The organism is Kitasatospora sp. NBC_01300 (assembly GCF_041435235.1).
Lineage (GTDB): Bacteria > Actinomycetota > Actinomycetes > Streptomycetales > Streptomycetaceae > Kitasatospora.
Map to the genome: position 1 here is coordinate 3,092,163 of NZ_CP108408.1, position 12,099 is coordinate 3,104,261.

Genomic DNA, 12,099 nt, shown 5'->3' on the forward strand with positions numbered 1-12,099 from the left:
TGAATCAGATCTTCGGAGACCTTGCCGGCCAGCCGGCCACCGGAGGATCGCCGAACGCCGCCAAGAACTCTCGTGCCTTATCGGTGAGTTCGAGCCGGTCGGCCACCAGGAGTCCGCGCCCCCGGGCACGCTTCACGCGCTCGGACATGGTTGCCTTGCCGACGCCCAGGCGATCGGCGAGAACCTGTTGCGGGGCGCTGGCACCGGTGGCCTTGATCCTCACCAACTCAGCCGCGAGGAGCGCGAAGTCCTCGTCCGTGGCGCATCGCTCCGGCACTGGCCAGGGGGCCTCCGGGGATGCTTCGGCCACCAGACGCCGGGCCGTCTGCTTAATCTCGGCGAGCGGCAGACGGCTCAGGAGAGCGGACGGGATACCGTCTGTCTCCTCTGCCGCGTCCATGGCCTCCTGCGCCGTGTCGCCGCCCGCAGCGAGCCACACCTTCATCTCGTACGGGCCACTGAACGGCGCCCCTGGGGAGCAGATCATCTCGACCCGCCACGGGCCGTGCTCCTGCTGCCAGACCAACGCGCCATCCGCGCGCCGCGACCACCCCAACGGCAGCGGGTCAGGACCCGCCCCGGTTGCTTTGCCTGTTTCTGTCATGCGAGGACCATAGGTGGCGAACCCATCTCGATTCCAGTTCAACACACGTGAGGTTCCTCATATTGAACTCGACAAGCTTTGGGTTCAATGCCCCGTAGGGTGAGGGGCGCCGCTGTCATGAGACAGCAGCGCCACCCCGGCCAGCCCAGCCGGCCACCTTCCACGGAGCACGATGAGCAACCTCATGGACGTACAGCAGGTAGCCAACTACCTGAAAAAGCCCCGCAGTTGGGTGTACGAGAACTGGCGCCCCGAGGGCATCCCGTTCAAGAAGATCGGCCAGTCACTGCGCTGCCGACCCGCCGACCTTGAGCGCTGGATCGACCGACAGGAGGGGTGACGGTGGCAAGCGAACCCCGGTACGCACTCAAGGCGACGTACGACGTCAAGGAGGCTTGGAGTCGCCTCCTCCTCGACGAGTTCGGCCCCGGCGGCTGGATCGCTGAGACGGCCCCGGACTTCAACCGTGAGCACCTGCTCTGGGCTCTGTCGCTGCTGCGGCATGTGAACGGCCGAACAGGCGAGGTCTTCATCGGAGACAAGTCGCTCGCCCAGGCACTCGGCTACACCGGCAACAGCCACCCCGGCACCAGTACCCGCCGGATGCTGAAGCGGCTCGGACTGCTCCAGCCCACAGGCAGGGGCAGGGGGCGGGCCGAAGTCGTGCGCTTGTCCGCTCCGGCCTGCTTGGTGAACTCCGAGAAGTACGAGACGTTGCTAGAGAGCGTCATCGGTGACCTTGAGAGCCCTTTGATTCCCGCTCCAGCGGGAACTAAGAAGGAAGCAGAAAGAGACAAGGAAGAAGGGAGGAGCTTGGAGGACCAAGCTCCAAGCTCGAAGAAAGAAGAGAAGAGCATGAAGGATCACGTCCGTGATCCCTTCTGTCACTGCTGCTTCCCATGAGACATGCCCCGGCTTCGTAGCCGGGGCTTTCTCTTTTACACCCCTCGGTGTGGCCGATGCCACACTTCCCCGCTGCCCAAATTTAGGGCAGCGGGCATCTCTCTACAGGTGAGAGAAGGTTCCACCCGCAGTGGAACCCTTAGGCCCCGCCTCCACCGGCGGGGCTTCTTTTATTCCCAATGATCTCAACTAGAAGGAGGAACAGAGATGTACGATCCGACGCGCACTAAGGCGCGACGTCAGGAGATCGGCCTAAGCATCCGACAGGTGGCCGATCGAATCGGAGTTTCGGAAACCACTGTCTATGCGTGGGAGTCGGGAGACCGGACCCCGACTCTTGACCACTACGTACATCTGGCTAACGCTCTTCGGATTCCGTTCGACGGCCTGATGCAGCAGGCTGAGGAGACTGGGATGGTTCCCGATCTTCTCGCCGCCGAGTGGTCCCGTAAGAGGACTCCCGACATTGAGCCGACGATTCGGGATTCCGATGATGCCGATACCCGGCTCTTCGTGGATCGGATCTACGGGAGTCTTCGTTGAGCGAGATCACCGTTCCGACGCCCGCTGAGGCTGTCCCCGATGGTGTCGCCCACCCGGCGACGGAGACCGCCGTTGAGGACGGTCTGAGGGCTCAACTCGAAGCCGCCAATGCGGAGCGCGATCGCCTCCGCCAGCAGATCGAAGAGGCCACCCGTGAGAAGGCCGTGAACACCCTTCTCGCCGAGCACGGCCTACCGGCCGGCCTGGCCTCATTCCTGACCGGAGACGAAGCCATGATGCAGGCCCAGGCCGCCGCGCTGGCCCAGGCCGTGAAGCCCGCCGCACTCCAGTCTCAGCCGGTCGAAGCTCTGCGCTCCGCCGGTCAGGCCCCGGACAGTCCCGCCGCGCCGAGCCTTGGAGCGCTGATGTACGGCGCCCGTGATCGCCATGCGAACCCGGCCATGTCCGATGACCGGAACCGATACTCCTACCATTCCAGCTAAAGGATTCTGAATGCCTCTTTCCACTGGCAACGCCAACCGGTCTGCGATCTCGACCGCCGTTCTGACCGGCGGCCTCGAAGCGCTGACCAAGCGTCTCGTCCTGCCCAATCTCATCACGCGTCAGGGAATCTCTGATTTCCAGCCGGCCCGTGGTAAGTCAGTGCTCGTGCGAGTTCCGACCGCGCTCAAGGCCAAGCGACTTCCGCAGGGCGGCACAGTCGAGGATTCACCGCTGGTTGAGACTGAGATCCCGGTCGTTCTCGACACCCATTCGTACAGCTCGGTCAAGGCGGACTCCTGGGACCTGACCGTAAACCTGGAGAGCTTCGCTCAGCAGGTCATGGCACCGCAGGTCGATGCCGTCGCCGAGGACATCGAACTGCGAGTTGCTACCGAACTGAATCGCTTCGTGACCTCCGATGGCAAGACAGATCGGGATGGTCAGGGCCAGGTCATTCCGACTGCTATCGAGTGCGACATGAAGAGCTTTCATGCCGCGCTCGTGAAGGCTGACAAGATTCTGAACGGCAACAGCGTTCCGCTGTCCGGTCGGGTCCTGGTTGTGAATCCTGACTTTCGGGAGGTGATCCTGAACGACCCGTCGTTCGTCAAGGCGGCCGACTTCGGCAGTGCGGCCCTGATTCAGCAGGGGGCTGCCGAGAGGGACAAGATGTACATGGGTAACATCCTCGGTTTCGCCGTGTACCTCTCCAACTTCATCACGGGTGCTGTCGCGTTCATCAAGGAAGCATTCTGCCTGGCAACTGGCGCCCCCGAAGCGCTCCAGTCCGCCGGTTACTCGGGGAGTCTGTCCAAGTCGGGATACAGCCTCCGCCACACAAAGGGCACCGACATGAATACGCTCTCCGAGCGATCGGTTGTCGATGCGTTCAGTGGCGCGGTCATCTTCGACGCCCGGCGTGCGATTGGTATCCGCGCCAAGGTTGTCTAGCGACTCCAGGTCCCTACGGCCGATCCTCTTTCATCGGGGGACCGGCCTTTCGTTGTTTCACAGGGAGGTCATTGCATGGCAGGGGAATGCAGGCGGACCGGATGCCGGTTCGATAGAAAGCGGGACGCGCGGCGGCGCGACTGGAAACCGCATTGCTCGTGGGGATGTCGTCAGTGGGGGGCCGTCCGGAAGGGGGTAGTTTCGGGGGCCTACACCGATCCCAGGGAGCGACAGGAAGTCGAGTCCAGACTTCGAACCATCGGTGTTCTACTCAACATCCGATCTCATCCCGATGATGCACTACCGCACAATTCGTTCGTCTTTCTCGGCGAGTGCAGTCGTGAGCTTCGCGCTTCGAATCAATCGACTGAATGATTCGTCGTTCTCGTTCCTTGCATTCTGTTCAATGCGTCACGCGCATTGGCTCGATCATCGCCGCTTCGATTCGTCGTTGATCGCTCGTTCCTATCGAGTCGTTCGACTTGCCATCGTCGCTCGCCTGTCCGGCCGGGCCGCGCCTGGCCCGCGTCGCGGACGGCTCCAAGCCCTGGGGAATACCCCCTCCCGGCCTTCTCGGGGACGGCTGCGGCTAAGCGAAAGCCTCGCCGTACGGGTCCCGCACTTCGGCCGGCCAGGCCGCCGACCAGGCCAGACGCCAGCCCTACGCGTGGGCGCGCGTGAACGGGCGGGCGTACGCGCCCGAGGCCGCCGTTCCGCAGAGCAACCCCGAGAGGGCCGTCAACGGGCAGGTTCCCGGCAACGGCCCCGCTCCCGCGACTCGATTTCTCCAAGCCGATTCTCCGGCCCCTTCTACCTGCTCATTGGAGACTCATGGGCTACGACATCAGAAACCCCGTGGTCACGCACGGGGAATGCGGAAACACATGGACCGGAAACACCCGCTCTCATTGCCCGGCATGCCACGAGACATTCAATAGCGAGACGGCCGCCGGCCTGCACCGCGGCGGCCAATATCCGAAGCGATTCTGCATTCACCCGAAGCGAATCGAAATGACCTTTAAGGACGGCATCTGGCGAAGGTGACCGCTTCTGGATTCGACAATGGCAATCGGCGGGCCAGGCTTCCTGCTGATTGGCCACAGCGACGACTTATCGTGCTCGCCCGCGATGGTTACCGCTGTCGCGCCATTCGGGCCGACACGGGCCGACTGTGCGAAGCCCCGGCGAATCAGGTGGACCACCTCCGCCGGGGTGATGACCACGGGTACGGGAATCTCCAGGCGCTTTGTCAGTACCACCACGCCAGCAAGACCGCCAGCGAGGGTGGCAGGGCCGCCAGCGTCGCGCGCAGCAAGCGGGCCAGGCTCCGACCGCCGGAGCGCCATCCAGGCGCCTTCTAGGCGCGTCTGGGCGTGTTGGTGCCCCGGCCATCCGCCACAGGGGAACGACGGACAGCCAGGGCGGTCGAGGGCGGCCTACTCGTCCGGGTCGGGACCGGTGTAGGTCGGGGAGCGGAAGATGCGGCGGAACGCGCCGTGCCCGTGGTGCTGGTTGAGCCAGCCGGTCAGGCCAGACAGGTCGCCGCTGATCATGGCAGCGACTATGAGCCCGTGCAGGGTCCTCGGGTCCGCGCCGCCCACCTCGGTGAGGAAGTGCTGATACCGCGCCCCGACACCGTGTTCGTATCCGGCCATGGCCAGGTGGAAGCGGGTAGCAATCCCGGGCTCGGCGTGGTCGAAGTCGGACGGCTCAAGGCGTCCCGTGGTGTCACGGAACGCCAGCCGATCGGGCGGTGCGATCCGCTCGGCCAGGCCGAGGCGATCGGCCACCGTGGCGGCGATCGTCCGGGCCTCCCGGTCGGTCGCCCCTTCCATCACGATGCCCAGGTTTCGGGTCGAAACGGCGTCGTCCGGGTCGGGGGCCGAGTACGTCCGTCCCTGAGGGTCACGCCAGTTGATTCCGTACCGGCTCCGTATCGGCTGCCCGTCCTGGAGCCGGTACTCCCGGAACGACCCCCAGTGAAGGCAGTCATGGGCGTAGCTGCGGAGGAGATCGAGCGCTACCAGTTCCGGCGAGGCCAGGCGGGGATCACTCAGCCGTCCGTACCGGGTGATCACCGACGCCAGCTGCACGTGCCGGTATCCCTGGTTCGGGTGGTGGAACCCGCCGAAGGCGTCAGGCTGGGTCGAGCGCACCCCGACCCACACCCGATCGATCGGCAACAGCTGGTGCAACCCCAATTCCCGGTAACGGTCGTCCAGTAGAGCCGACCCGCGCCGGAAGACCTCCCGCGCCGGCTCGTCCGCCCAGGTGTCCAGGACCCAGTGCAGCAGCGAGAACGTGATGTGCGGGTGCGCCTGGTCCAGGGCGGCCGTCGACCGCCGTCCGGCCAGCAGATGCGCCAGCTCGGCGCGCCCGGCCAGGTCCCCTGTCAGGTGCTCGTTCGGTCCCAGGCACGACGGGGTGAGCGAGCGTCCGAGGGTCAGAAGCGCTGACGGCTGATCAGCTGCCGGTGCGAGTCCTGCATCCCCTCGGGGAGATTGTCCGGTGAGAACCATCGGGCCTCCAAGATCTCAAACGAAGCGACCTTGATCCGTCCGCTGACGTACAACGCCTCGTAGGCGACTTCGACGCGCAGCTTGTAACCGCTCTTCAGGTGCGCCAGCTCGCACACCTTCACCGTGAGCCCGGTCTCCTCCCGGACCTCTCGCACGATCGTGTCCTCGAACGCCTCCTTGGCGTTCGCGTAGCCGGTCGGCAGACCCCACTGCCGACCCTCCGGCCACATCCGGTGCTTGAGCAGCAGCACCCGGCCTTCCTCATCGCGGACGATGCCCGTGACCCCGACCATGAACTTCGAGTGCCACAGCCACAGCACGCGCCACTGCATCGGACCCCGGATGATCCGCCAGAGCTTCGCAGCGATCTTCTTCATGGGTTCGCCCCTTCATCGGTGGCCACTCCCGCGCGCCGCTCGCACGGTCGGCCCACACTCCCGCACACCACCCCATCGACACCAAATCCCGTGATCATCAGACCAATTGGGGTGGCGTCAGTGCTGGTGCCGGTACCGCAGACGTTCCGAGCGCATGACCGCTTGTCGGGTCCGCTCGGCAGCCACCTGATCGCACATCTCCAGGCCGGTGGGCGGCTCGGCCGGCGCCTCGGTGTAGAGGTCGAACAGCAACCAGTCGGCGTGCTCCGGCAACGGCTTCTTGCGCTGCTCGGCGCGGACGCGGGTGGTACTCACCGCATACTGCTTGCGGGTGTCGGCCTGCATCAGCCACAGACGGGCGTGATAGGCGTCGGGGAAGGCCAGCAGCACCGATCGGCCGGACGGGTCCGGCAGCGTGCAGAACTCGCCCAAGACCACATCCCGCAGGACGTGAGACCCCGCAGCCTCCACCACCTCATAGCGCATCAGCAGGCCCGGCTTCGGCTCCCCGGGCGCCGCCATCAGCTCAAGCGGCGGCATTGCGGGCCGCCCTCTGCTCCGTACACCTCGGAATGGACATGCTTTGCTCCCCTTCACCTGGCGTTGTGGGCGAGGAGTCAAGCTACGGGATTCAAGCCCGCCATTCCAATTTTATTCACGTGGCTGCATAAATTACCGAGCCGAGCCCCGAAAGTCATCGGACCACTGTTCGAGCAGGCTCCGCATCTCCCCGCCAAAGAGAGCGAATCTCTCCATTGCCGCGAAGGCTTCCAGGTGCATCGCCACATCTTTTGAGTCTCTGAGAGCCAGAACACCACTGGTTGTTTCAATGGTGACCAAGGATGCGTCATATACCGTGAAAGTGTCCATCGGCGCCACCGGCATAAGCCCCCTCAGAGGGATCACACCGAATCGGACATTGGGAAGCCGTGACACGGAGACGAGTCGATCGAGTTGCATCGCCATGGCCGGCGCAGGGATCAATGGCCACCTCACGGCCATTTCCGACAAGAGAAACGTGAACTTCTTGCTGGTGTCATAGAGGACTTCTTGACGACTCAGCTTCCGCGCAATGAGCTTGCCCTGATCTCCGTCAAGGTGAGCAAGGCTGGCCTTGATGTATTCGGGAGTCGAGAGGAGTCCCGTAATCATCGACAGCAGGAAGAACCTGAACTCCGTAGATGATGACTCCAGGCCGGCGAGCTCTTGTTGCTTGTGATGGAGCCCCTTCCGCCGGAGCGCTCGGAGGCTCTGCCAGTCGGTGTTCGCCAGGCGGGCAAGCTCTGTGACTCTGGCCAGTACCTCCGCCGGGGCCTCCAGGGTGCGGAGGATCTGTTCCACATCCACGAGACTCGCGGGGCTCTTCCCGTTCTCAATCCTGGAAATCTTGGACTGAGACATGTTGCAGCGCGCAGCGAGCCGGGCCCCTGAGAGCCCGGCTCGCTTCCGCAGTTCTTTCAGTGTTGCAGCCAGTTCCTGTTTCGACTGACCCAGCTGCTCAGGGCTGAGCGTCACGACCTGACGTACTCCAAGAACGGGACTGATTCCGCAACGGCCACCCGCTGATACTCGACAAAGGGGGTGGGGTCGCCGCCGAAGAGCTCGCGGCTGATCTGCGTTCCGTCCGCCCTGTAGTTCATGAGAACAATCTTGGACTGGTCGAACATCCAGAAGTCCTGCACTGACGGAAGTGGGTTTTCCCTGTCGGTCACGTCAAGGATTCGAATATCCTCGCCAGCCCTCACGTGATGCCGATAGTAGTACTCGAATTCGAAGCGAAGGTAGTCGGACAGCGGACGGGTAACAATGTGAACGCGACCGACGCGCTTTCCCTCGGCCGTCCACTGCTCCACTTCGTCCATCCACCCGGACTTGTAGTCCTCGGGTGACCGTTCCCCATTCAGAAAGCGTGCCAGCTTCTCCGCTTCCTGCGGCATGGTGTAGGTGGGCAGCGTTTCGAGCCGCCACGCCTCCGACTGCATGGAATCGAAGCACTGATTCCAGGCATCACCAGCCAAGAGCACGGAATGCCTCCCGCAGCGTTTCCTCAGGGATCTCGACCAGGCCCTCACCCGTCGGCGGGGTGAAGGCGTTGGCCAGGTCGCCCTGGACCAAGAACGATCCCTTCGCCGTGCGGTAGACGTTGGGGCAGTCCTTCTCCCCGCACGTACCGTTGCCGTTCCCGTTGCCGGTGTTGGTCAGGCGGGTCAGCTCTGCGCGATCAGACATGTCAAGCCTCCTTGTCACAAGCCAGGTTGACGAACTAACAGTCAAGCTAGAGGTGCCAGGGGCAGGCCGTCTATGCATGAACGCGACTATGCACGTCATTGACTAAGGATCATGGTCAGCTCAGTACTGCGCTGTCCAGCTTCGCCAGGATCTCAGCTGGCCACGGACCCGGCTTCCAAGCGTCATCGAAGTGAGTGACCACGCCATCGCGCTCGTGAAGCTCACTCATGATCGGCGTCACGGCCCTGACGGAGAAGGGCTTGATCCTCACCTGATCGACACCTGCCCAGCCAAGGGCAAGCTGCGCGAAAGCCCGAGCCTGCTCAAGGGTGCCCGCGCAGTAAGACCCCGCAGGCGACCGGCTCCGGTCCGTCTGGGACTCGGTGACGGCTTCGAAGTAGATCTTGTGGTCATCAAAACTCATGCTCCCGAGGCTACGACAGGGCACGGCTCCCAGGTCACGAGCAACGCATGCCCGGCAGCGGCACGACAGCGGAGGCCACCGTCGCGGCTGCTGAGGCCACGTCAGATTGGTCACCACCAAGTCACCACCATGCCGAGGAACACACAGAAGCGGCCCGGAACACTCCGAAGAGTGACCGGGCCGCATGGGCTCTGACCTGCTTGTTTGCAGCTATCGACCTGGGGTGATAGAAGCCCCGCCGTTATGCACTAGACGTTGAAGCGGAACTCCACCACGTCGCCGTCCTGCATGATGTATTCCTTGCCCTCGATGCGGGCCTTGCCCTTGGAGCGGGCCTCGGCGATGGAGCCGGTCTCGACCAGGTCGGCGAAGGAGATCACCTCGGCCTTGATGAAGCCCTTCTGGAAGTCGGTGTGGATGACTCCGGCGGCCTCGGGGGCGGTGGCGCCCTTCTTGATGGTCCAGGCGCGGGTCTCCTTGGGGCCTGCGGTGAGGTAGGTCTGCAGGCCGAGGGTGTCGAAGCCGACCCGGGCGAGGGTGGCGAGGCCGGGCTCCTCCTGGCCCATCGACTGCAGCAGCTCCAGGGCCTCGGCGTCGTCGAGCTCGATCAGCTCGGACTCGATCTTGGCGTTGAGGAAGATCGCCTCGGCCGGGGCGACCAGCTCGCGCTGGGCGTTCTTGAAGTCCTCGTCGGCCAGCTCGTCCTCGTCCACGTTGAAGACGTAGAGGAAGGGCTTGGCGGTCAGCAGGTGGAGGTCGCGGATCGGGGCGGTGTCGAAGCCGGCCTCGAAGAGGGTCTTGCCGGTCTCCAGGATCGCCTGCGCGGCCTCGGCGGCGGCCAGCACGGGGGCGGTCTCCTTCTTGAGGCGCGCCTCCTTCTGCAGGCGCGGCAGGACCTTCTCGACGGTCTGGAGGTCGGCCAGGATCAGCTCGGTGTGGATGGTCTCGATGTCGTCCTTGGGCGACACCTTGCCGTCCACGTGCACCACGTCCGGGTCGGTGAAGGCGCGCACGACCTGGCAGATCGCGTCCGACTCGCGGATGTTGGCGAGGAACTTGTTGCCCAGTCCCTCGCCCTCGCTGGCGCCGCGCACGATGCCGGCGATGTCGACGAAGTCGACGGTGGCCGGGAGGATCCGCTGGGAGCCGAAGATCTCGGCGAGCTTGGCCAGCCGCGCGTCCGGGACGCCGACGACGCCGACGTTCGGCTCGATGGTGGCGAACGGGTAGTTGGCCGCCAGCACGTCGTTCTTGGTCAGGGCGTTGAACAGGGTCGACTTGCCGACGTTCGGCAGGCCGACGATTCCGATCGTGAGCGACATGAAGCGCAGTCCCGTGGGCTTGGAGGAGTTGGGTCGGCACCGTGCGGGCCGACCCCCAAGTCTACGGGCAGCGCCTCACGCCCCGGTCGCCGACGGGAGGGGCTCCGGGAACTCCGGCGGGCCGCCCGGGTGGCTGGGCCGGACAGGTCAGGCCGCTGAACGACGATCACATCAGCACTCCGCGAGGAGACACGGGGCAAGACCTGAACGGTCCATTACACAGTGTGGCGATGATCGGACCGTACGTTGGGCGGGTGGAGCAGAGCATCCGTACCCAGCCGCCAGGGCCCAGACGCCGACCGCCGAACAGCGCGGCCGGGGCCGCCGTCCCCGGGCCCGGCCGGGCTCCCGAGACCGCCGGAGCCCCCGCCGCCGCCCCCGCCGCCCGGCTACGCCCGGTAGCCGGGCCGCCCGCCGCCACCGCCCGCCCGGCCACCCCCAGGCTGCGGTTGCGGCTGCCGCTGCGCGGACGCGCCGAGGCCCCGCTGTACGGGCGGCGCCGGACCGGACGGCCGACCCGGCTGACCGCCATCGGCACGGGCGTGGCCGCCGTGCTGGCGACGCTCGCCGTCGCGGGCCTGGACCGGCTGCTGTTCGACGGCCTCGGCTGGCTGTTCGGCCTCGGCTACCTGGCCGTCTGCTTCCAGCTGGCCGTCCGGGTGCGCTACGTCGACCTGCTGGCCGCACCGATCAGCGGGCCGATCGCCTTCGCGCTGGCACTGCTGCTGCTCGGGCCGGTCACCTCCTCGGGCGTCACCGCCCAGGTGGTGGCGCTGGCGACCGGGCTGGCGATGCGGGCCGGCTGGCTGTTCTCCGGCACCGGGCTGGCCGCACTGATCGTGCTCGCCCGGTTCGTGGCCCAGCGCCGGATCCAGCGCTCCCGCTGAGCGGCGCCTCGGGCGGGCGGCCTCAGCCCGCCGCCCGGGCCGCCGCCATGGCGGCGCCGACGATGCCCGCGTCGTTGCGCAGCTCGGCCGGCACCACCCGCGCCTCCCGCTCCCGCAACAGCGGCAGGAACTTGTCGTGCTTGCGGCTCACCCCGCCGCCGATCACGACCAGCTGCGGCGAGAACAGCATCTCGACCAGGTCCAGGTACTCGTCGACCCGCTCGGCCCACTGCTCCCAGGTCAGCCCGTGCCGTTCCTTGGCGGCCGAGGAGGCCCGGCGTTCGGCGTCCTTGCCGCGCAGTTCCAGGTGGCCCAGCTCGGTGTTGGGCACCAGCACGCCGTCCACGAAGAGCGCGCTGCCGATGCCGGTGCCGAAGGTGAGCACCAGCACCACGCCCGACTGGTCGCGCCCGGCGCCGTGCACGGTCTCGGCGAGCCCGGCCGCGTCGGCGTCGTTGAGCACGGTCGCGGGCAGGTCGAGCGCCTCGCGGAACAGGCCCGCGGCGTCCAGGCCGATCCAGCCCTTGTCCACGTTCGCGGCGGTTCTGGTCCGGCCGCCGACCACCACGCCGGGGAAGGTGAGCCCGACCGGGCCCTGGTGGTCGAACTGGCGGACCACCTCGCAGACGGCGGCGACCACGGCCTCGGGGGCGGACGGCTGGGGGGTGAGCACCTTGTACCGCTCCTGGGCCAGCACGCCCCGGGCGAGGTCGACCGGGGCGCCCTTGATGCCCGAACCGCCGATGTCCACGCCGAATACCGCCGTCATCACGTCCACCCTCCGCCGGGGCCGCGGACCGCTTGTCCACAGCCTGTGCACAAAACTACGAGAGGGCACGGGTGGACGCACAGCAGAAAACCCGGCAACCCCGAGAGGATGCCGGGCTCTGCGTGAA

The 12,099-nt window shown here is 65.8% G+C and carries 16 protein-coding genes; 6 read left to right on the forward strand and 10 right to left on the reverse strand.

Going from position 1 to position 12,099, the window contains the following annotated elements; genetic code table 11:
* Positions 1-4: 4 nt before the first annotated feature.
* A complete protein-coding gene (locus tag OG556_RS13595) occupies positions 5-604 on the reverse strand; it encodes a hypothetical protein (protein ID WP_371517253.1) in 600 nt (199 codons plus the stop codon).
* A 172-nt stretch (positions 605-776) separates the two neighbouring features.
* On the opposite strand from OG556_RS13595, the gene OG556_RS13600 reads away from it, so the two are divergent.
* From OG556_RS13600 to OG556_RS13620, 5 genes are all read left to right on the forward strand, one after another.
* Positions 777-944, forward strand: coding sequence for a helix-turn-helix domain-containing protein (locus tag OG556_RS13600; protein WP_371517254.1), 168 nt, complete (start codon positions 777-779; stop codon positions 942-944).
* A 2-nt stretch (positions 945-946) separates the two neighbouring features.
* Entirely contained in the window at positions 947-1,507 is a 561-nt protein-coding gene (locus OG556_RS13605; RefSeq protein WP_371517255.1) for a hypothetical protein, read from the forward strand.
* Positions 1,508-1,714: 207 nt separating this feature from the next.
* Positions 1,715-2,050 (forward strand): helix-turn-helix domain-containing protein, encoded by a 336-nt coding sequence (locus OG556_RS13610; RefSeq protein WP_371517256.1) that lies wholly within the window; start codon positions 1,715-1,717, stop codon positions 2,048-2,050.
* Positions 2,047-2,493 (forward strand): hypothetical protein, encoded by a 447-nt coding sequence (locus OG556_RS13615; protein ID WP_371517258.1) that lies wholly within the window; start codon positions 2,047-2,049, stop codon positions 2,491-2,493. Before OG556_RS13610 ends, OG556_RS13615 begins: the two co-directional genes overlap by 4 nt.
* A 10-nt stretch (positions 2,494-2,503) precedes the next feature.
* Positions 2,504-3,445 carry a P22 phage major capsid protein family protein gene (locus OG556_RS13620; protein WP_371517260.1) on the forward strand — a complete coding sequence of 314 codons (942 nt, stop codon included), beginning with the start codon at positions 2,504-2,506 and terminating at the stop codon, positions 3,443-3,445.
* A 1,436-nt stretch (positions 3,446-4,881) separates the two neighbouring features.
* Here the strand turns inward: OG556_RS13620 and OG556_RS13625 are convergent.
* From OG556_RS13625 to ychF, 8 genes are all read right to left on the reverse strand, one after another.
* The gene (locus OG556_RS13625; protein ID WP_371517261.1) at positions 4,882-5,964 is read right to left on the reverse strand and encodes a hypothetical protein; all 1,083 of its coding nucleotides are present in this window, start codon (positions 5,962-5,964) and stop codon (positions 4,882-4,884) included.
* Positions 5,889-6,341 carry an NUDIX domain-containing protein gene (locus OG556_RS13630; RefSeq protein WP_184935825.1) on the reverse strand — a complete coding sequence of 151 codons (453 nt, stop codon included), beginning with the start codon at positions 6,339-6,341 and terminating at the stop codon, positions 5,889-5,891. Before OG556_RS13630 ends, OG556_RS13625 begins: the two co-directional genes overlap by 76 nt.
* A gap of 117 nt (positions 6,342-6,458) precedes the next feature.
* Positions 6,459-6,881 (reverse strand): hypothetical protein, encoded by a 423-nt coding sequence (locus OG556_RS13635; protein ID WP_371517262.1) that lies wholly within the window; start codon positions 6,879-6,881, stop codon positions 6,459-6,461.
* 132 nt (positions 6,882-7,013) lie between these two features.
* On the reverse strand, positions 7,014-7,856 hold the full coding sequence (locus tag OG556_RS13640; RefSeq protein WP_371517264.1) for a helix-turn-helix domain-containing protein: 843 nt from the start codon (positions 7,854-7,856) through the stop codon (positions 7,014-7,016).
* Positions 7,853-8,365, reverse strand: a complete 513-nt coding sequence (locus OG556_RS13645) for a DUF6879 family protein (protein WP_371517265.1) — start codon at positions 8,363-8,365, stop codon at positions 7,853-7,855. Before OG556_RS13645 ends, OG556_RS13640 begins: the two co-directional genes overlap by 4 nt.
* Positions 8,349-8,570 carry a hypothetical protein gene (locus tag OG556_RS13650; RefSeq protein WP_184935829.1) on the reverse strand — a complete coding sequence of 74 codons (222 nt, stop codon included), beginning with the start codon at positions 8,568-8,570 and terminating at the stop codon, positions 8,349-8,351. Before OG556_RS13650 ends, OG556_RS13645 begins: the two co-directional genes overlap by 17 nt.
* Before the next feature lie 115 nt (positions 8,571-8,685).
* Positions 8,686-8,994 (reverse strand): hypothetical protein, encoded by a 309-nt coding sequence (locus OG556_RS13655; RefSeq protein ID WP_371517266.1) that lies wholly within the window; start codon positions 8,992-8,994, stop codon positions 8,686-8,688.
* A gap of 248 nt (positions 8,995-9,242) precedes the next feature.
* The gene (ychF, locus tag OG556_RS13660; RefSeq protein WP_371517267.1) at positions 9,243-10,316 is read right to left on the reverse strand and encodes a redox-regulated ATPase YchF; all 1,074 of its coding nucleotides are present in this window, start codon (positions 10,314-10,316) and stop codon (positions 9,243-9,245) included.
* A 254-nt stretch (positions 10,317-10,570) separates the two neighbouring features.
* On the opposite strand from ychF, the gene OG556_RS13665 reads away from it, so the two are divergent.
* Positions 10,571-11,203 (forward strand): DUF6542 domain-containing protein, encoded by a 633-nt coding sequence (locus OG556_RS13665; protein WP_371517268.1) that lies wholly within the window; start codon positions 10,571-10,573, stop codon positions 11,201-11,203.
* Between the two features lie 22 nt (positions 11,204-11,225).
* On the opposite strand, the gene ppgK is transcribed toward OG556_RS13665, so the two are convergent.
* Positions 11,226-11,972 carry a polyphosphate--glucose phosphotransferase gene (gene ppgK / locus OG556_RS13670; RefSeq protein WP_371517270.1) on the reverse strand — a complete coding sequence of 249 codons (747 nt, stop codon included), beginning with the start codon at positions 11,970-11,972 and terminating at the stop codon, positions 11,226-11,228.
* Between the last annotated feature and the right edge of the window lie 127 nt (positions 11,973-12,099).